Genomic DNA, 20,706 nt, shown 5'->3' with positions numbered 1-20,706 from the left:
GGTCTGTTGACAATTCGCTAGGGTTTATGCGAGCCATAGTAGAATTGTCAACAGACCCTAGAATAAACGGAGAATCCATCTCATGATTATACACCCTAAAGTTCGTGGCTTTATCTGTACAACCGCGCATCCTGTCGGCTGTTTTAAGGCGGTTGAAGAGCAAAGTAATTATGTTAAATCGCAGGGCGCATTGCGCGGCCCTAAGAATGTCTTAGTCATAGGTGCATCGACCGGCTATGGACTGGCTAGCCGCATTCAAGCTACTTTTGGTGCAGGCGCAAACACAATTGGCGTGTTCTATGAGCGTGAAGCCGATGCCAAACGCACAGCCACTGCCGGTTGGTATAACACGGCTGCATTTGAAAAACTTGCGCATCAGAATAATTATTACGCCAAAAGTATTAATGGCGATGCTTTTTCCAATGAAATAAAGCAGCAAACAGCTGATTTGATTCGTCGTGATCTAAAGCAGGTTGATCTGGTGATTCATAGTTTGGCATCTCCCAGGCGTACCCACCCGGATACCGGTCAGGTATTTTCTTCTGTGTTAAAGCCTATAGGTCGGCCGTTTACCAGTAAAACGGTTGATCCATTTCGCGGTGAGGTTAAGGAAATTACACTGGAACCGGCAACGCCTGAAGAAGTGGCAGAAACGATTGAAGTTATGGGTGGTGAAGATTGGGAAATGTGGATGGATTTTCTGGGTCGTGAGAATTTGTTGGCGGATGGTGTGACTACTGTAGCATACACTTACATTGGACCAGAATTGACACATCCCATTTATAAAGACGGCGCGATTGGCAAAGCCAAGCAGCATTTGGAATTAACTGCGCAAAAACTGCAGCAGAAATTAGGCGCGCGTAATGGAAGGGCGGTGGTATCCGTCAATAAAGCTTTGGTGACACAGGCCAGTGCAGCTATACCGGTAGTTCCTTTGTATATTTCTCTTTTATTTAAAATCATGAAACAAAATGGCACACATGAAGGTTGTATTGAGCAGATTCATCGTCTGTTTAATGATTATCTTTATGCGCCACAATCTCAGCCATTGGATGTTGAAGGGCGCATTCGTTTGGATAATTTTGAAATGGCGCCGGAAGTGCAAAAGGAAATTGCACAATTATGGCCAAAGGTCACGTCGGAAAATTTGGAGCAATTAACGGATATTGCAGGTTATCGCGATGATTTTTATCGTTTGTTTGGTTTTAATTTTAGCACTGTGGATTATGATGCGGATGTGGATCCTGAGGTGGGGATAGATTCGATTACGGCGCAGGCAGTGGCTTGAGAAAACTGTCATCCCGAGAAAGAATTGTCATCTTCGCTGCGCGCCATTAGTGTCTGGGGAAATAGCCACTTTTTGGATGGCATCCTCCTTCTCCCCTTGTGGGAGAAGGAGGATGCTGGACACTAGTGCGCTACGCTCAGGATGACAATCCTAGACAAGATGAGAATTCCATAAACTAACGAGCATTCGACCTATGAGTAGCCTATGAAAAATATACCATCAGCCCATCAGATACCCTATTTCATCAAGTATTTCATAATCCTCGCCAGCACAGTACTCACTTGCTACGTATTGGTCATTTCAAAACCGATTCTTAATTCATTATTGCCTGCCTGCATTTTTGCCCTATTGCTAAGACCATTTTGTGTACGATTGGAGAGACTGAAAATCCCCCGTTCACTGAGCACAGTATTATCTATTCTATTAGTTTTAATCCTATTTGCCGGACTATCATTTTTCTTTTCAACCCAGGTTGGCAGTATCACTTCCAATATGGATTCATTGGTCAATACATTCACTTCCCTGTTTGATAAATTACAACAATGGACATCACATCAATTTGGCATACAGCCGCAAGAACAGATTGCCTATATTAAAAGTTCTCTGGTATCACTGTTAAAAAACAGTTCGACTTTTTTCAGCTCTACTTTGTCGGCGACGGCGGGATTTTTTACGGCGTTTTTTCTTTTTCTGTTGGCGCTATTTTTCTTCCTCTATTATCGAACATTTTTATTATCGTTTTTATATCAGTTGTTTCGTAAAGAACATCATAAGCGCGTTACGGCAGTTGTCGCCCGCGTTGAAGTCGTGGTGAGAAAATATATTCTCGGTCTGTTTCTAGTGATTCTCACCATGGCGACTTTGAATACGGTTGGCTTATTGTTATTGGGAATAAAACACGCGGTATTTTTTGGTGTATTGGCAGCCTTGCTGACGATTATTCCCTATGTCGGTATTCTGATAGGTTCAACATTGCCCATATTGTTTGCTTTAGCAACAACGGATTCTTTGTGGTACCCCATTGGCGTATTATTGATATTTGTGTTCGTGCAATTTTTAGAAGGAAATTTCATCACGCCAAATATTATTGGTAACCAAGTCAGTATTAACCCCTTCGCTGCTATTTTAGGTTTGTTTATTGGTGGAATGTTACTGGGTGTGATTGGTGTAATATTTGCTTTGCCGATTTTAGCTATTCTGAAAGTGATTTGCGATGAGATAGACTCTTTAAAACCGATTGGCTATGTGCTGGGTAATCCTTCTACTGTGCCTGGTAGGAAAAGAAAATCGCTGAGAGTTAGAGCAGAAAAAAACTAAGGATTTTGTTAAATAAGTTTTTAATGGTTCTAAATTCTAATGATGCCGGTTGAAAAATTGCCTTCTGGCTGTAAATTGATCCAGCGATATCCAGGTGTGAGAGAAGTATCAATGGCGAATTTTTCGACTTGAGGCACAAATTGTACTGAGGTGGCGGGCGCGCCTAGAAAGTGAATGCCTTGATGTATGGCCTGAAATTCCTGATGGATATGACCGAATAAAACCAGGCGCACTTGTGGGAAAGAATATAGGCTTGTTAAAAATTGTTGGTCATTAATGACTTTGACGGCATCCATATAGCAACCCACGGCAACTGGAGGATGATGCATAACAATTAAGGCGGGTAAGTTAGGATGGCGGATCAAGCATTGCTTTAAATGTTTGAAATCTACGCTGCCGATAAAACCATCGTCTAGACCGGGTGCGGTAGAGTCTAATAAGACAATTTGCCAGCCGTTGATTAAAATCGTGCGATCAGCAGATAAATTCGTGGATTTTAAGCCAATACTTGCATTGTCGATATCATCATGATTGCCTTGAACCCAATAAACCGGGCAATGCATTGCCGAGACAGTTTTAGCTAAACGCTGATAAGACAACAAAGAACCATCTTGGGATAAATCACCGCTCATCACCAACAATTCGGGTTGCTGTTGCTGGACATGTCCTAGTACTGCTTCAAGAGCAGCTTGCGTGTTGATTTCATCCAAACAGTTATTGGCATTGGCGTATAAATGTAAGTCAGATATTTGAATGAGCTGGGTCATGGCGTGAGTCTTTCTGGTGTTAGCCATTTAGCCCTGACTTCGTCTTTGTGCAGCTGAAACCATAATAAAGCCATTAGACAAATAGCATTCTTAATTTCACCGCGGTGCATGCGTTCTAAAGCTTCTTGGGTATCAACTACCAATACACGAATATCTTCATTTTCGTGAGGCAGACCGTGTATGCCCCCAGCGCCCCTTGCGTCAACTTCGGCGATAAATAAAGAGACGTGTTCATTCGAGGCACCAGGGCTAGCCCAATAGTTAAAAATGGGTAGGATATTTCGTGGGGTTAAACCCGCTTCTTCTTTCATTTCACGGTGCACTAGCGCTTCGGGTGTTTCTCCTTCTTCTAGCAATCCGGCGACAATCTCAATTAACCAGGGATTATCATCTTCTAACGCGCCAACGCGAAATTGCTCCAGCAAAACAATTTTGTCTAAAATGGGATCATAAGGTAGGGCGGCGGCGGCATGATGGCGTATGACCAATTCACGTGAAAATAATTCGCTTAAGCCGCCGGCAAACAATTTATGCTGCAAAGTATAACGTTTAACCTGGATGAAGCCATTATGCAATAGCGATTCTTCCTGTATTTTCACATCATTTTTGTTCATAGATGCCTCTTTAGGTTTACCTTGGTTCTTTCCTGTCGTAATATGCGCACCAGGTGCGAGTGATGCTACTGTATGTATTGATAGTTCAACATCCTAACCGTATAGTAACAAAATTTGTAATTGCTCACTCCCTATTTAGACGTCGTCCCGTCATGGATGACGGGACGACGTGTCCTTTTAAACAAAGGTGAGCAGTTATCAAGGTGTGTGGCATTTGTCTGCACAACCCTCCACAAGGAAAGGCGGGGGGAAGAGACAGGAAGTTCAATGAGGTTTTTATGAATAAACGCATAGTCAGCTTTGTTTTGATAACAGGCTTATTCTCCTGGTCATTGCCTGGTTTCGCGGTCGATTTAATGCAGGCCTTTCAGCAGGGCTTAAATTATGACCCGACCTTCAAGGCCGCTGAAGCACAATATCTGGCAACTTATGAGCTCATTCCGATTACCCGCGGTGCGCTGCTGCCGCAAATAACGGCAACAGGTTACTTGGCGCGCATACACGAAGATATCGATTTTTTAGGGAATCAAAAGTTTTACGATACCTCAACTCAATATAACATCTCAGCCAATCAGGCGCTTTTTAATTATAAAGACTGGGCATTACTGCAAAATGCCAGGGCGCAATCTAAACAAGCCTTTGCCAGCTATAATGCGGCTTTGCAAGATTTAATGGTGCGCGTAGCCAATGCGTACTTCAGTGTATTGCAGGCTTATGATGAGTTGTTGGCGACAGAAGCTAACAAGCGCTCTTTAGCGCAGCAATTACACCAAACGCAAGAGCAGTATAAAGTCGGTTTAATCGCCGTGACTGGTGTAGAGCAGGTGCGAGCCAGCTATGATTTAGCGATTGCCCAGGAAATTGTCAATCAGAATACCGTAGCGGATAAACTGGAAGAATTACGTGCTATCACTGGGGTGTTTTATACGCGCTTAGCAGGGATCAAGATTAATTTACCGTTGGTAACGCCTGAACCGAATGATATCAATGAATGGGTGGCTGTTGCGGTGGGGCAGAATTACACCTTGCAGTCGGCTTTTTATGCCATGATTGCCGCACAACAAAATGTGAAAGTGCAGCGCGCCGGACATTTTCCAGTCATTACTGGGCAAGCAAGTTACGCCTATGATAATGAATCTGCCAACCCATTGGGTATTGGGACAGGCGTGGGTAATACCCTGGTTCCTCAAACGACACGTCTTGCTACCATTGCTGTGAATGCAACCCTGCCAGTCTTTACCGGCGGCACTGTCACCGCACAGACTAACCAAGCTGCATGGCAATATGCTGAAGCGGCTGCACAACGTGAGCAAACCTACCGTAATGTGGCCACACAGACACGAGAATCGTTTTTAGGGGTTATTTCTGGCATCAGCAAAATTAATGCCGACCTGCAATCCATTCGATCTAATGAAAGTTCATTGTCATCAACCAAAGCTTCTTACACGGTAGGTACAGCAACGATTGTGGATGTGTTGCAGCAGCAATTCAATTTATACAGCGCTCAGACACAGTACGCTGTCGATCAATATAGTTATATCATCAGCACCCTGGCTCTCAAGCAAGCGGCAGGTACTTTGAGTATTAACGATATGCATTTGGTTAATGGCTGGTTAGGTAAGCCGATAGATTTTACTAAATTTAATTTTAACGCCAAACCTATTCAATACGCCTCTGACACTTTGCCAAAAACACCGGCACCACCTTCTAATTATAATCCTGATGCTTTGGGGGAACCGCAACAAACTCCACCGGCGGCGATTAAGTATCCGGGTAGTGACACGACGTCAACAACGACAACAGGGCATACGGATTATGATTATAAAGGAGATGAGGGCACTAAAAGCTCTTCGAGTTCTTCAGTATCCACTACGCATTCCAATGTGAATTCCAACTCTGACTCCAACTCTAATACAACAACACCAGTAGCGAATCAAAAAATGAGCCATAAAAAGAAAGTGGAGCATTCTAAATTGACGCATGCACATAAGCATACGCAGCAGTATAGTGCAGGTTAGATATCAAACTCCTAGGCGCTGTATTCCCTTCTCCCCTTGTGGGAGAAGGTGCCGAAGGGCGGATGAGGGGTAAGTTTGCAGTAGCTATAAAAGCCAATCTAAGCGCACCCCTCATGCCCTAGCGGGCACCTTCTCCCACAAGGGGAGAAGGAGGAGTTATAGAAAACTCATTTATTCAACAAAGCCCCCATCCTGCAAGGAGATTCCTCGGTCAAGACGGTAGAGAGAATACAGTGCCAGAGGAGGTTGCAGTGCTGCCCAGAGAGATAAAAGCCCCCAATCAAACCTGATAATAAAAACACAAAACCGTATCCCAGTTACCCTCTACAGTAAATACCCTCCTTAAAGGCATTTTCAACGTCGGAAACGGGCGCAAGCTCAGTACCTGACGTACTTGTGGCTCCTGGTTAATTCTATTGCCGACAATTTCTAATAATTCCGGCGTGAAACAAGTCGAACAAGCAAAAATAATCGTCGCATCCATCCAAGAGGTCTTCATAAAGTCGCTGCAAATAAATGTTAATTCTCGACCGTTTTCCCAAAAAAACGGGTAGTCGCTGGCCACCTGTTGTGCAACTTTTTGCGCTTGGGCATCTAATATGGGTAACGCCTCAATGCCAACGACCTTTGCGACATCTGATTCCAAAAACACTTGCAGAGCCAGCTTACCAATCCCCGATCCCAAGTCTAAAAAAATATCAGAGGGCGAGTGTTGCATTTCTTTGATAACTTTCTTCACGCTGTAATAAAGTAATTCACCATAGACAATGCAGACCCCGGTTTGTGCGCGCGATTCCCTTTCGTGATGCGAATACGGGAAAAATGCCTGCGTATCCTGATAGACTTTTGCTAAATACCCCTGATATAGTTCATCATCCGCGATTAAGGACATATTTAACCCCATGTTGTTGGAAAAACGTTTAGCACTTTTTAAAGCTTCTCTTGCAGAGAAAAATGTCGTTCTGCCCCTGCATTCATTTCGCAGTGAATACAATCGTCTGATATTTAAGCGGCGCGCATTGGAATTTATTATCAGCACCCTGCTATTTTATGGTGGCCAGCAGTTTCTTATTGCCAATGCTTTTTTTGCGCCCATGTGGCTTACTACCGGAGCCGCCCTCGCGGCGATATTTCTGCGCGGGAACTTCCTGTTGTTGGGTATTTTCGCCGGAACGCTAATTGCTTATTTGGCTAATCACCTATCGTGGGATATCAGTCTTCTTTTAAGTTTAATATTTGTTATTTACATTTACTTGATGCGTAAACTCGCATTTCTCACCATTGGTCCAATCGTACCCCTATATAACAATGCGGTTCTATGGAAGTTTTACGCCTTAATCGCCGTGCTCAGCGCTGTGTACAGTTATGTGTTTTTTACCTTAATGGTGTTAAAAAGTCTAAGCGGTCTTTTGTTCTTTTGGGTATTTATGGGGTGGCTAGCGCAAATTAATGGGATATTATGTGTTACTTTAATTTGTCTGGTGTTTGATCCTTATGTTATGTACCGTCATTTTCATAAAGTGCGATTGTGGTCGATTTTAGCAGTGGTTATTGTGATCTGTCATTTGTTTTATTTTTTTGTGCCTGCGGGAATACCCAGCTTGGTTTTATCCATCCTATTTTTTGCAATTTTTTGTGTCTATGCTAAGTATTTTGGCAAAGTTGCAACTTGTACTATGTTGCTAGGGGTTTCGGTGATTTATTTAGGCGGTATTACGGCGCCGTTTCATCTCTTTCATGCAAACTCTTCCGAGTTACAGGTCATGGTCACATTGGCTTTATTTACGCTTTCGGCCATGCTGAGCATCAGTATCGCCACCGCAATCCGCACACCGACTTTTAATAATCCATGAGCCAACTCCATTCTCCTTATTTGCAATTCTCTCGGCAAGCCTGGCAACAATTTCGTCAAGATACGCCATTGACCTTGAGCGAAGCCGATCTTGAAGAGCTGAAAGGACAAAATGAACCGATTTCGCTACAAGAAGTGATAGAAATTTACCTGCCATTATCACGATTATTGAATCTATATGTAGCAGCAACCCAGGATCTTTATAAAGTCACCACGCGTTTTCTCGGTCATCCTGAGCCGAAAGTACCGTATCTGATCGGCATTGCTGGCAGTGTGGCCGTAGGCAAAAGCACGACGTCACGTATCCTGCGGGCATTGTTGTCGCGCTGGCCTAATCATCCGCACGTCGTGTTGGTGACTACCGATGGCTTCATCTATTCCACAGCCACCTTGGAAAAACATAATTTATTGAATCGTAAAGGTTTCCCGGAAAGTTACAACTTGCGCGCCTTGATTAGCTTTCTTGCTGATTTAAAAGCCGGCAAAGCCAATTTAAATGTGCCAGTTTATTCGCATCACCATTACGATATTATTCCCAATACTTTTCAGGTGGTAGACAGACCCGATATTGTCATTGTGGAAGGATTAAATGTGCTGCAAGTACCGCAGCTGCGAAAAACTAGCCAATCGCAGTGGTTTGTTTCCGATTTTTTTGATTTTACGATTTATGTGGATGCCGATACGCAAGTGATTAAACAGTGGTATAAAGACCGCTTTATGACTTTCCGTGCTAAGGCGCGAGATGACAAGGAAGCATTCTTTTATCAATTTGCGCAATGGGATGAGTCAGAGGCTCTAGCGTTTTGCGACAAGATATGGACGGAAATCAATGAGCGTAATCTGCATGAAAATATACTGCCGATTAAGCGGCGTGCGCGTCTCATTTTAGAAAAAGCCAGCGATCATTCAGTGCAGAAGGTTTATTTGCGGAAGTTGTAGAAACAATCTTCAAATAAAGTTCAGCTAGCGCAGGTAAACTGACAAGGGATGAGACCGACAGCGAGGCGTATCACTTTTGAGGCATTACGCCCCGCGATCAATCCACCCTCCGTCAATCTACCCCGCCTATTGTTCTTAAACCCACAGTTTTTAAAGCCGGCAACGTGTTGCCCCGCCTCCCGAATACATCAGGCATTGAGGGTTGACTCAAGGAGCGACGTTGTTTTGCTGCAGGCGTCCGGCCAGGGCAAAAGATAGCTTTTGAAAAGTGGCAAAGAGTACAAAAAGGAATGCGACACGGATGCGTCTTGGTGTAAAATGACATGGTCTGATGAACCTCCAAGGTGGTTTATCGGGAAGTGACCCCCCTCTGTGCCCTAACACATGGGGGTTGCGCCTATTTATATATAAAAAATAGGCAAGCGGTATTATCGGCCTAATATTTCTTGAAAGCAATATCTTGTTTAAGGTTTCTTTAATCAGTCTATCGTCATTGCCAGTTTCCATTAATAAATTCCCTGTATTGCCCCACTCAATCCTTTTTGCTAGTGTTAACAAATGATAGTCACTGGGAGACGCCTGTGCCGCGCTATTTAGATCCTAAAACAGATATCGTGTTTAAAAAAATCTTTGGCCAAAATCCAAAAATATTAAAAAGCTTCCTCAACGCGGTATTGCCCTTACCGGCCGGGGGTCTTATTGTCAGTTTGGAATATTTAGCCAATGAGCAAGTTCCAGTCATTCCCGCATTTAAATTCACCGTAGTCGATGTGAAATGCACGGACGAGCAAGGCCGGGTATTTATCGTTGAAATGCAAATTCAATGGGCTGCCAGTTTTAAACAGCGTCTATTATTTAATGCCAGCAGAGCCTATGTGCACCAGCTGGAAAAGGGAGAGAATTATGAATTGCTCAAACCGGTTTATGGTCTGGGCTTAATTAATACCAGTTTCGATCCTGACGAAGATCATTGGTACCATCACTATAAAATCGTCAATGTTGAGAAGCCACAAGTGGAGATTAAAGATTTACAATTAATCTTTATCGAGCTGCCTAAATTTCGAGCGAAGAATTATCGGGAAAAAAAATTACAGGTGTTATGGTTGCGTTTTATTTCGGAGCTAAATGAAAAGGTTAATCAGGTTCCGCCTGAGTTGTTGGAAGTGGCTGAAATTAAGCAAGCACTGGAATTGGCTGAAGAGGCTGCCTATACGCCGGTTGAACTGGATGACTATAATCGTTATTGGGATGCAGTCAGTGTGGAGAAAACCTTAATCAGTGATGCGCTAAGACGCGGGGAAGCGATGGGTCGAGCAGAAGGTGTGCATGCATCTCATCAATTACTAGCGCGCAAGTGGTTGTCTAAAGGCATGACTTTAGAAGAAATTGCCAAGTTGCTGGATTTATCATTGGATGAAGTTGCCGCGTTGCTGAATTAAGATTTTGGATAAATACGAATCATGCGCTCACTTTGGAAGAACCATGTCGATCTTTTGCGTTGGCTCATGATCGCATTGCTTTTCATCTCTTTACCAGCCTTTTCCTGGGATGCCACCGGGCATCGTGTGATTGCCGCTATTGCCTACTCGCAGCTGACACCCGAGGTAAAGCGTAGAGTCGATCATTTAACTGCGTTCAATGATAAAGGTTACCCATCCTTGTCGCGGTTTTTATATTTGGCGGTAGAGCCGGATAAGTGGCGGCAAAGCGATGGTGGTGAATCTGCTTCTTGGCATTATCTTGATACGCCTTGGCGTATCGACGCCACCCCTGTTATCACAGTAACCACTCCCAATCTCCTTTCCAGTCTGCAAGAAAATGTCAATATTTTGAGCAGTGATCAAGCCTCAGCTGCGCAAAAAGCAAGAAGCTTAGCTTATGTGCTACACTTGGTTGGAGATGCTCACCAGCCATTGCATTGCATCAACCGGATAAGTCGGCAGTTTCCCCAAGGGGACCGAGGCGGTAATCTGTTTCCGATTCAGGATAACCGAGTCACCAATTTGCATGCATTTTGGGATGAAGGTGCGATATGGCTTGTGCCCTTGAGTCAGCGCTATCCGCTAAGTAATAAAAATGTCCTGCGCTTGGCGCGGCAATTGCAAAAGCACTACCCTGTGGCGGTTTTTGCAGAAAAGGCACAAGATAAGACCCTCAGTGATTGGACAGCACAATGCTATGCAATTGCTAAGGAAAAGGTGTATCAATTAGCACCGAATACCAAGCCCTCCGCGCAGTATCGTGTGCAGGCAGCGGCTATTGTAGCGGAACAATTGACATTGGCCGGTTATAGGTTGGGTAATCTTTTAAATAGCTTACTGGTAAAGGATTCACAATGAATTTACTAAAACAACTCAATTTAGACACAGAAAACTCAGGGGTGAGCACAGGTATTTCTGGATGGTTGCCTGTGCATTCGGGACAGATGCTATCTTCAATTAATCCTGCAACCGGCGCAGTGATTGCCAAGGTAAAAACCGCGAGCCATGAAGATTATGCGGCCGTCATTGCTGAATCCGTGCGTGCTTTTGCAAAATGGCGTTTAGTGCCTGCGCCGCAGCGTGGTGAGCTGGTGCGCCTTATTGGTGAAGAACTGCGTGCTAACAAAGATGCGTTGGGTTCTTTGGTTGCGCTGGAAATGGGTAAAATTAAACAGGAAGGTGATGGCGAAGTACAAGAAATGATCGATATGGCCGATTTTGCCGTTGGCCAATCGCGGATGTTGTATGGCAAAACCATGCATTCAGAGCGCGCTTTGCATCGCATGTATGAACAATGGCAGCCGTTGGGCCCAATTGGCGTTATTTCAGCATTTAATTTTCCGGTGGCGGTGTGGGCGTGGAACGCTTTTATTGCTGCGATCTGTGGCGATACGGTGATCTGGAAGCCGTCGCCAAAAACCCCTTTATGCGCGATTGCCGTACAGAAAATCTGCGAGCGTGTGATGGCGCGAGCCGGCCATGAGGGCGTATTTTCGTTATTTATCACCCAGGATGATACGTTGGCTGCAGAATTTGTTGCCGATTCCCGTTTACCGTTGATTTCATTTACGGGTTCGGTGCCGGTGGGTCGCAAAGTCAATGAAATTGTCGCCAAGCGTCTGGGCAGGTCCTTGTTGGAATTGAGCGGGAATAATGCGGTTATTATTGATGAATCGGCGGATTTGCAGCTGGCTATTCCGGCTATTGTGTTTGGCGCGGTGGGTACGGCAGGTCAGCGTTGTACTTCACTCAGGCGACTTTTGGTGCATCAATCGTTATATGAACCTTTGATCGCTAAACTCATTCATGCTTATAAAAAAATTCCGATTGGTGATCCATTACAGCCCAATGTGCTGATGGGTCCGCTGATCGATCAAGCAGCAGTAGAAAATTATCAATCTGCACTTTCGAAAGTAAGGGAGCAAGGCGGGGAGATTTTGTATGGTGGTCGTATTATTTCTGGTGAGGGTTATTTTGTCGAGCCTACTTTAGTGCGTGCAAAACCTGACTGGGAGATTGTGCAGCGTGAAACCTTTGCGCCGATTTTATATGTGATGTCTTATGCAGATTTAACCGAAGCCGTTAGAATACAAAACGCTGTTCCACAAGGTTTATCTTCGGCTATCTTTACTGAAAATTTAAGAAACGCAGAATATTTCCTCTCGGCAATAGGCAGCGATTGTGGCATTGCCAATGTCAATATTGGCACTTCCGGCGCTGAAATTGGGGGTGCATTTGGCGGTGAAAAGGAAACCGGTGGTGGCAGAGAGGCGGGTTCGGATGCTTGGAAAGCTTATATGCGTCGTCAGACTTCGACCATCAATTGGGGACGGGAATTGCCATTGGCGCAGGGAATAAAGTTTGAAGTGTAGATATTATGCAGATTAAATCAAACGAAGATTATTTAAAAACATTGGCTGAAATTGAAGAATTATTTGATGCTAAACCAAATACCCCCACAGGGGGATAAGTTGGAAATTTTAACTAGACTCGTTGAGTCATATGAAGAGAAATTTTTTTCTTTTGAAAAAACGTAACTAGTTGCTGGCGCGAAATTCAAAAAAATGGGTGTCATTCCCGCGAAGGCGGGAACCCATCGATCCTTGGCAGAGTATATATTTAAAATTATTTTTTTATAAGGCAACTTTACTTTTTAATATTAAAATAAATAAAGCCGAATAGGGATGGTTCCCGCCTTCGCGGGAATGACATATCTTTTTTAAGTTTCGCGCCAACGACTAACTACTTACCATTACGAGAAAACTATACGGAGGCAACACCATGTGTGGCATTGTAGGAGCAGCAGCAAATCAGGATGTGGCGCCCATTCTTTTAGAGGGATTGAAGCGCTTAGCTTATCGCGGTTACGATTCTGCGGGAGTTGCAGTATTGAATCCTGAGGATTCTGAGATTCAACGCATTCGTGTAGAAGGAAAAGTCTCTAAATTACAGGCTGCATTACAAGCCCATCCCATTTCCGGTCACACCGGTATTGCTCATACGCGTTGGGCAACCCATGGTGCGCCGCTGGAAAAAAATGCTCATCCGATTATTTCTCATGCCGACATCGCCATTGTACATAATGGCATTATTGAAAATCATGATAAGTTTCGATCGTCTTTGTTAGAAAAAGGTTATCAATTCACTTCAGAAACTGATACTGAAGTCGCAGCGCATCTCATACATCATTATTTAAAACAGCATGATTTTTTAACGGCAGTGCGTCTGGTAGCACAGCAATTGGAAGGTGCTTTTGCGCTGGTAGTGTTGCATCGGGGTGAACCTGGACGTTTGATCGCAGTGCGTAATGGACCGCCGTTAGCTGTAGGTTTGACGCCACATGCTAATTTTGTAGCCTCGGATAGTTTTGCGCTATTGCCGGTGACGGAGCGTTTTATGTTCTTAAAAGATGGTGATATTGCTGATGTACAGCAAGAGAACGTCAAAATTTACGATGAAAAAGGCCAACCGGTTGATCGCGAAATTCATATTTCTACGCAGGATAAAAGTGGTATCGATAGAGGCGGTTATCAAAACTTTATGTTGAAGGAAATTTTTGAACAGCCAACGGCGGTTGATAATACTTTGGAAGGACGCATTACCCAAACCAAAGTGTTGGATGCAGCATTTGGTATTGACGCCCGAGCCTGTTTTGACCGTATTAAACATGTGCAGATTGCTGCTTGTGGCACGAGTTATCATGCGGGTATGGTAGGTCGATACTGGTTAGAAGGATTGGCGGGAATTCCCTGTCAGGTGGAAATTGCCAGCGAATTTCGTTATCGGCAATCTGTGGTACAGCCGGACAGTTTATTTGTGGTGTTATCGCAATCGGGAGAAACGGCAGATACGTTAGCCGCGCTACGTCAGGCGAAACAAATGGGCTATGCGAGTACATTGGCAATCTGTAATGTGGCAGAGAGTTCGCTTGTGCGCGAAGCGGATTTCACGCTGTTAACCCGAGCTGGGGCGGAAATTGGTGTGGCATCTACTAAAGCATTTACTACGCAATTAGTCGCTTTATTGTTGTTAACGGTTGCCTTAGGGCGGCGTTACAAACTAAGTGCGGATATGGAAGCCAAAATTGTCAGAGAGTTGCGATCACTAGCAGTACATATTCAACAAGCGCTCACGCTGGATAAGGCAATTGCTGATTTGGCGAAACGTTTTGTGGAAAAACAGCATGCGCTGTTTTTGGGACGTGGTATAGAATACCCGATTGCGATGGAGGGCGCGCTTAAGCTGAAAGAATTATCTTACATTCACGCTGAAGCGTATCCAGCGGGTGAATTAAAACATGGTCCATTGGCGCTGGTGGATGAAAGTATGTTGGTGGTTGCGGTAGCACCGCAGGATAGTTTGTTGGAGAAATTAAAATCCAATCTGCAGGAGGTGCGTGCGCGTGGTGGTCAGTTGATTATTTTTGGTGATGTAGATCAACAATTTGCCAGAGCGGAAGCAACGACGCTGCTTACTATGCCAGCATCAGGCGACATTATTGCGCCTATTGTCTATACCATCCCATTGCAGTTATTGGCATATCATGCGGCAGTGCTTAAAGGCAATGATGTAGACCAACCGCGTAATCTGGCGAAATCGGTGACGGTGGAGTGATTTGGGTTGGCTATAGGTGTTAATCTTAATTTAAGTACTGTCTCTCTCAATAAGAGGAGTACAGTGCTAAGATTGACTCTTTTGCTAACCGCATAGTTATTAGCTGACAATGCACCCCCAATGTGATCTTCCAGAGGTAGATTTCTCTTGCTTTTGTGTTTCTTCTTCATGGCTGTTATTAGATTCTCCTAAGCCTTCCTCCATTTTTCTCAGTGAGTTGTCATCAATGCCGTTGGGGGTAGAATTTTCATTTCTCTCTTGGTTTTTTTCAGAAGAGAGGAAAAATCTTTGTGAACTTGAAGATAAATCGTTTATTGTAGAAGATGTTTTATTTAGAAGAGGGTCTTTTTCCCTTTCCGAAACAGGGGACTGAACCCCAAGGGTAGAACGTTTTTCAAATCTTTCAATAAGATCTAAAGCTTCTTGTGATATTGAAAAATCCCCAACTTGTACGTATTGATTATCATCAATCATTCTTCTATCTTCAGGTTTCTGATTGTCCTCCCATTTATCTTGAATCAATATACCCATTTTGGATTGAAATAGCCTATTTTCCAGGGTTTTTAAAATGGGAAAATCTTTGCCGATAAAGCCAAAATTTGGTTTGGAAGAGGGTGATTGAAAAGTTTGTATGTAAGGCAAAAATTCAGGATTTCTTTTTAATCTTTTTATAAATTTGTCCATTTCAGGCTGACTGATCCAATCTGATAATCTTTGAATAGTTTTGGCATATTCAGCTTTGGCGTGTTTTCGCAATTTAAGAATAAAATTATCTTCATTTTGTTCTGTGATTGGTACTAATTCAGATATGGACTGTTTGAATCTTTCATAAGTTTCATGAGACGCGGGATCTAATTCGCAATAGGTTTTAAATGTCGGCAGGAATTCGAAATGTTCTTTAGGCGTTGCAAGATGTAATAAAAAATTACGTCCACCACCCGTAATTCTATATTTTGCCTGTAGATAAGGAATGTGGCCGTCAGCATCTTCACGTTTTTCACCGTTTAATTCTACATCAAATGCCTCCAAATCACTCTTGCCAATAGGTGTGGCAAGATAGACTGTAGCGGCTCCTTGATTGGTGTAATCTATGGGGATATTAATGCCAAGAGGTTTTCCTGATTCATTAATAAAATTTCCAAATGCGACAAATCTTGAAGCTCTAGCCATAAAGTTTGTGAAACTACTCGCCCAGTTGCTGCCGGTTTTGACTTTTTTTACAACCTCATCAAACAGTTCTCCAGGCTCCATAACCAATATCTGTTGTAAGCGTGAATTTTTTGTCGCAAACTCGTTTATCAAGGCTGCTTGTTTCTTTTTGGCTTCTAATGCTGCTGTGCGTTTTGAGGTTCTGTGAAATGCGCTTCCGGTGATTGCAGTAGATAGCAAGCCTCCTGTGACTGCTACAGGAATCCTATATTTTTTGTTCTTATCCATGTTGTGAGAAAATAGCGTGTATACGGACCAGCCGCTGCTTAGGGCGACAATGCTATTTGAAAAGTGCTGGCGCCAGCCTACTTCAGCTTTTCTAATTTCTTCAGGATTGAGTTGCGAAAATTCTTTATTATAAGTCTTAAGTAATGGTTGTCTGGTGCGCATCATCACTGCCCCAATAAAACTCACAACAGCTGTTATAATCGCTATTCTTGTTTTAGTAATACCGTCTGACATACCAAATTTTTCCGTCAGCAATTGAATAAATGGCAGCATGGCGGACATGATTCTAAAGATGTAAGTACTGCCTAGAAATCTGCACATGGATATGACAGTTGCTATTTCCTGGAATTTTTCGAAGTTCGACGGTTTTGATTTTTCTTCTGCTGTTGCAAAGGTTGGTGGGCTTTTTTTAGTTTTAGCTTCAGGGGCGGGTATCCGGACAAGACAAGATAGAATTTGACTGACCAAAGAAAAAAGCAGCTCACCTGCGGCATCTAAATGTTTTCCAAATTGCAAGTAGGAAAACATGCCAAAATAAAGCATCTGCAGCAATAAAATGACTGATTCTATAGCGGTATCAAGCGGTTTGACGCCGGTTTCTGGAAATCCATTCATGGCAGCAGAGGAGATAAAAGTGCCGACAGAGTAAAAAAATAAGGCGTCAATAATAAAGCGGCATGCCTTTCTAGTGCTGAATTCAAAAGGTGAATTTAACCAATCCAATATGCTGTTGAATAGTTTAAAAGCGCCTTCGGCTGGATTAACAGCCAGCAAGTCTACTGCCAAGTTAAATGACGCAAGTATCCAGGAGAAAATGATAATACCATCAACAACTTCCGGTGCTAGGTCGTTAATGCTGCCGCCCTTTGAGAATAGGAAAATCAGATTTTCTTGGATATGGCCGCGCAGCCAGAGAGAAAAATTGATGTCGCTGAGTGCTGCAGCTATAAGAAGTGCAAATAAAGTCGATAAATATTTGTTGGCTTTAGGGTTTTCTTTGGTTTCTTCGATGGTATCGAAAAATAATTTATTGATTTCATCATGAGTTAAGTTAAGGATTTGTTTAACTGTTGTGGGTTTGTCTTTCGTTGTTTTTATGTCTGCACTGCTGGAAGGGGGTAAAGAATCCATGGTTGAAGAGGCTAGTAAAGGTGAGTGAAGACTATCAGCCATTGATGGGGGACTAATGGGATGATCGAATTCTTCTTCAGCGGCAGATTCTTCGGCAGTAAAACCAGCAAAAAAGTTTGGTAGGGTGCTAAAGGTTACTTCTTTTTTGGAATCCGTCTTATCTTCAGACTGGTTGGAAGTAGTTTCTTTATGCCTAGTTGGGGTGGAGGGCTGTTCATCGTCAAGGTCGTCGCTTATAACTGTAATTGCTGAAAGGGTTGACTCTGAGCGGTCTCTTTTGCCATAGGTAGTCTTGTCAGGAAGATTCTTAACTTCTTGTGGTTTTTTACGAAGTTTTTCCAGAGTTGAAGGGACTTCGGACTTCGAATCCCCTGAACCCTGAGAATTTGGGTTTTCGTTATCTGATTCTGACATGGTTGTATCTCCTGTTGCGAATTTTTATTATTAGGTAAGACATCCATGCATGCGGGTTTAATAACCGCACAAAGAAAACCCTCGCAAAAATAGCATTGTTAATTAGTAGAGCTTAAATAGGAGACCAACCCATGTGGGAGTCTATCCTAATTTTGGCTTTGTGCCAGAAAGAAATAGATTCCCACCTACGCGCATTAGGTTCGGTAAAACTCTATATCCCCTCTCCCACAAGGGGAGAGGGGATACAGAGTTTTACCGGACCTTATGCGCCTGCGCGGGAATGACAATGCTTCCGGCCTATGCCCCCCTTTTTTCAAAGGGGGTGGAAAAATGTCAGTTTTTCAAACAAGAGAGTAGCTATGAAACTATTGGTAATTTCCAGTTATTCGCACTAAGCGGTCATTACGGAAATATAAATCCAGTTGTTTTTTTGTGATAGGGCCGCCATTACGCTGGAAGGTATAGACATAAGGCCAGTGATTGTCGTCGAAGGTGTTGTCGAGTACGGGTGTTCCTAGTAGCTCTGCTACGCTATCTTTGCTCATGCCGAGGTGTACTTGTTGTACTTGTCTTGGGGTTAGAATATTGCCTTGTTGAATATTGGGTTGATAGGGCCGTAGAAAACAAGCATTGAGTAAACAACAGGTGAGGCATAAAAATGTGATGAGGAGTTTGCGCATAGGAGTATCCAGTTGAATTGTTATTATCCAGAAGCTATTCAGCTGCGTGAGGTATGGGGATTATCTGTTCGTTGGGGATGTAAACTGGCTGAATAACGAAGCTGTGTTGCAAGAAACGATTGGGGATGATAACTCATTTTATAGGGTTGTGGAAGAGTGTATAAGGCCTGTCATTCTTCGCTTAACTTAACTTTCCAACCTCAGCATTTCCTTTGCATGGGCTAAGGTCTTCTCAGTGATAGTTACTCCTCCCAGCATACGCGCAATTTCAGCGATTTTTTCCACTGCGGTTAAGGGTTGAATCATGGTTTCCACCGCGCCATTTTTTTCCTGTTTTTGAATGTATAAATGCTGGTCGGCTTGTGCGGCTACCTGGGGCAGATGGGTGACGCATAATACTTGGGCTTTGGTGCCGAGTTTTTTTAATTGTTGGCCGACGATTTCTGCGGTGCGGCCGCCGACGCCGGAATCGACTTCGTCAAAAATTAAGGTGGGAGAGGCTAAAGCGGTGGCAGTGATAACTTGAATGGCCAGGGAAATGCGCGACAACTCACCGCCGGAGGCGACTTTGTTGATGGGTTGCAGGGGTTGACCGGCATTGGCGGTGACTAGAAATTCCACGCTTTCATTACCATGAGGGTGCAGGTTATTTGGATCGTGGGGGGATAGCTGCACTTTAAATTGGCCGTTTTGCATCCCCAGCAAGCGCATTTGTTCTGTGACTGCAGTAGAGAGCTGTTGGGCGGCTTTGGTGCGGCTTTTGGTGAGTTTTTCTGCAGCAATTTTGTATTGGGTGGCAATCTCAGCGATTTGCTGAGTTAAAGCAGCTAGGCGTTCGTCCTGGGTAGTTAATTGTTGCCGTTGTTGGTTCAGTTGTTGGTGTTTTTGTAGTAACTCCTCAGGTGGCACGCGGTGTTTGCGTGCTAAGTCTTGGATTAAAGCCAGACGTTGATCAATGACCGCTAAGCGTTCTGGGTCGGGCTCGATGGTGTTTAAAGATTGACGTACTAGAGCAGTGGCTTCTTCTGCTTGAATAATGGCTTGTTGCAGCAATTCATTGGCTGCTGCTAAATTGGCATTGGCCTCATTAAAATTTTTTAACAGTTGGCTTGCGGTATATAAACCGTTTAGTACGGCACTGCGTTCATCTTCTGCAAGTAAAGTCATTACTTGGCGGCAGGATATCAGCCACTGTTCGGCATGTGCTAGGCATTGTTGCTCTTGTTCGAGCGCGGCAAGTTCACCTTCGCCTAAACCGAGTTGTTCAAATTCTTGCAGCTGGAAATTTAACAATTCCAGCTGTGCGCTTTGGTCGCTATAGGCTTGTTGGCTGGCGCTTTGTTCTTGGTGTAGTTGTCGCCAGTTGTTATATAGCGTGCGAACGGATTGGTATAAATCATCATGGTCGGCAAAATGATCCAGTAGTTGGCGTTGGTAGTCAGTTTTTACTAATAGAGAATGTTGATTTTGACCGTGAATATGCACTAATAGTGTCGCAAGTTCTCGTACTTGTTGAACGGTGCATGGGCGTCCATTAATCATATTTCGTGAGCGGCCATCGCGGTTGATGATGCGTCGAATCAGGCAATCTTTTTCATCATCAAAATCTGAATCAAGGAGCCATTGTTGGACTTCTGGTAGGTTGTCGATCTCAAAAGTGGCAGTAACTTCGCAGCGCTCATGGCCGTTTTGGATTAGTCTTGAGTCTGCGCGTTCACCAAGCACGATGCCTAAGGCATCGAGCAGAATCGATTTGCCTGCGCCGGTTTCGCCGGTGAGCACGGTTAGGCCTGGATATAGCTCTAATTCATGTTCGGTAATGATGGTGAAGTGTTTGATATGCAGGTGTTTTAGCATGGCTGTGCCAAAAAGAGTTGGAAATTGAGTAGGGATTATAGCTATTAACTATGCGGTGTGATAGCGGCTTTTTTAGTAAAGAAAAGGAAAGTTTCGGTAGGGTTTATATGGTGTTATGATAGATCACATAGCAGATGTTGTTGAATAAATAAATTTTCAACCTCTTACAGCCATGACTTTTTTCCTTCTCCCCTTGTGGGAGAAGGTGCCCGTGAGGGCGGATGAGGGGTGAGTTTGGGTTGGCTTTACTATCGCAAAAGCCACTGCAAGCTTACCTCTCATCCGCCCTGCGGGCAC

16 protein-coding genes are annotated in these 20,706 nt (G+C 43.8%); 10 read left to right on the top strand and 6 right to left on the bottom strand.

The genetic code is table 11. The annotated features are described in order from the left end of the window. The first annotated feature begins 82 nt into the window (after window positions 1-82). Both fabV and VHE99_00805 read left to right on the top strand, forming a co-directional pair. Window positions 83-1,288, top strand: a complete 1,206-nt coding sequence (gene fabV / locus VHE99_00810; protein HVV67569.1) for an enoyl-ACP reductase FabV — start codon at window positions 83-85, stop codon at window positions 1,286-1,288. Between the two features lie 204 nt (window positions 1,289-1,492). After that, a complete protein-coding gene (locus tag VHE99_00805; protein HVV67568.1) occupies window positions 1,493-2,605 on the top strand; it encodes an AI-2E family transporter in 1,113 nt (370 codons plus the stop codon). A 29-nt stretch (window positions 2,606-2,634) separates the two neighbouring features. Here the strand turns inward: VHE99_00805 and VHE99_00800 are convergent, their stop codons facing one another. Further along, window positions 2,635-3,372, bottom strand: coding sequence for a metallophosphoesterase (locus VHE99_00800; GenBank protein ID HVV67567.1), 738 nt, complete (start codon window positions 3,370-3,372; stop codon window positions 2,635-2,637). Continuing rightward, window positions 3,369-3,986: an NUDIX domain-containing protein gene (locus tag VHE99_00795; GenBank protein HVV67566.1), complete on the bottom strand. Its 618-nt coding sequence runs from the start codon at window positions 3,984-3,986 to the stop codon at window positions 3,369-3,371. Before VHE99_00795 ends, VHE99_00800 begins: the two co-directional genes overlap by 4 nt. Window positions 3,987-4,264: 278 nt before the next feature. Between VHE99_00795 and VHE99_00790 the strand changes: the two genes are divergently transcribed. Next, window positions 4,265-6,004, top strand: a complete 1,740-nt coding sequence (locus VHE99_00790; GenBank protein HVV67565.1) for a TolC family outer membrane protein — start codon at window positions 4,265-4,267, stop codon at window positions 6,002-6,004. A 280-nt stretch (window positions 6,005-6,284) separates the two neighbouring features. On the opposite strand, the gene VHE99_00785 is transcribed toward VHE99_00790, so the two are convergent. Beyond that, the gene (locus VHE99_00785; protein ID HVV67564.1) at window positions 6,285-6,896 is read right to left on the bottom strand and encodes a hypothetical protein; all 612 of its coding nucleotides are present in this window, start codon (window positions 6,894-6,896) and stop codon (window positions 6,285-6,287) included. 10 nt (window positions 6,897-6,906) lie between these two features. On the opposite strand from VHE99_00785, the gene VHE99_00780 reads away from it, so the two are divergent. The 6 genes from VHE99_00780 to glmS all read left to right on the top strand — a co-directional run bounded on the left by VHE99_00780 (window position 6,907) and on the right by glmS (window position 14,890). Next, window positions 6,907-7,857, top strand: coding sequence for a hypothetical protein (locus VHE99_00780; protein ID HVV67563.1), 951 nt, complete (start codon window positions 6,907-6,909; stop codon window positions 7,855-7,857). Further along, the gene (coaA, locus tag VHE99_00775; GenBank protein HVV67562.1) at window positions 7,854-8,795 is read left to right on the top strand and encodes a type I pantothenate kinase; all 942 of its coding nucleotides are present in this window, start codon (window positions 7,854-7,856) and stop codon (window positions 8,793-8,795) included. The genes VHE99_00780 and coaA overlap by 4 nt, the downstream gene beginning before the upstream one ends. A gap of 581 nt (window positions 8,796-9,376) precedes the next feature. Continuing rightward, a complete protein-coding gene (locus VHE99_00770) occupies window positions 9,377-10,234 on the top strand; it encodes an Rpn family recombination-promoting nuclease/putative transposase (GenBank protein HVV67561.1) in 858 nt (285 codons plus the stop codon). 21 nt (window positions 10,235-10,255) lie between these two features. Beyond that, complete coding sequence (locus VHE99_00765; GenBank protein HVV67560.1) at window positions 10,256-11,134, top strand: S1/P1 nuclease; 879 nt, start codon at window positions 10,256-10,258, stop codon at window positions 11,132-11,134. Then, the gene (locus tag VHE99_00760; protein HVV67559.1) at window positions 11,131-12,648 is read left to right on the top strand and encodes an aldehyde dehydrogenase family protein; all 1,518 of its coding nucleotides are present in this window, start codon (window positions 11,131-11,133) and stop codon (window positions 12,646-12,648) included. Before VHE99_00765 ends, VHE99_00760 begins: the two co-directional genes overlap by 4 nt. Window positions 12,649-13,057: 409 nt before the next feature. Beyond that, entirely contained in the window at window positions 13,058-14,890 is a 1,833-nt protein-coding gene (gene glmS / locus VHE99_00755; protein HVV67558.1) for a glutamine--fructose-6-phosphate transaminase (isomerizing), read from the top strand. Window positions 14,891-14,989: 99 nt separating this feature from the next. Here the strand turns inward: glmS and VHE99_00750 are convergent, their stop codons facing one another. Then, window positions 14,990-17,872, bottom strand: a complete 2,883-nt coding sequence (locus tag VHE99_00750; GenBank protein ID HVV67557.1) for a hypothetical protein — start codon at window positions 17,870-17,872, stop codon at window positions 14,990-14,992. A 131-nt stretch (window positions 17,873-18,003) separates the two neighbouring features. On the opposite strand from VHE99_00750, the gene VHE99_00745 reads away from it, so the two are divergent. Further along, window positions 18,004-18,156, top strand: a complete 153-nt coding sequence (locus tag VHE99_00745) for a hypothetical protein (GenBank protein ID HVV67556.1) — start codon at window positions 18,004-18,006, stop codon at window positions 18,154-18,156. 81 nt (window positions 18,157-18,237) lie between these two features. Here VHE99_00745 and VHE99_00740 read toward each other — a convergent pair whose 3' ends face one another. Both VHE99_00740 and recN read right to left on the bottom strand, forming a co-directional pair. Continuing rightward, complete coding sequence (locus VHE99_00740) at window positions 18,238-18,552, bottom strand: outer membrane protein assembly factor BamE (protein HVV67555.1); 315 nt, start codon at window positions 18,550-18,552, stop codon at window positions 18,238-18,240. Window positions 18,553-18,738: 186 nt separating this feature from the next. Further along, the gene (gene recN, locus VHE99_00735; GenBank protein HVV67554.1) at window positions 18,739-20,409 is read right to left on the bottom strand and encodes a DNA repair protein RecN; all 1,671 of its coding nucleotides are present in this window, start codon (window positions 20,407-20,409) and stop codon (window positions 18,739-18,741) included. Window positions 20,410-20,706 lie beyond the last annotated feature (297 nt).

This window comes from Gammaproteobacteria bacterium, from assembly GCA_035546635.1.
Taxonomy (GTDB): domain Bacteria; phylum Pseudomonadota; class Gammaproteobacteria; order JAURND01; family JAURND01; genus DASZWJ01.
The sequence above is the reverse complement of the archived record's forward strand: the minus strand, read 5'-3'. Positions and strand labels throughout refer to the sequence as shown.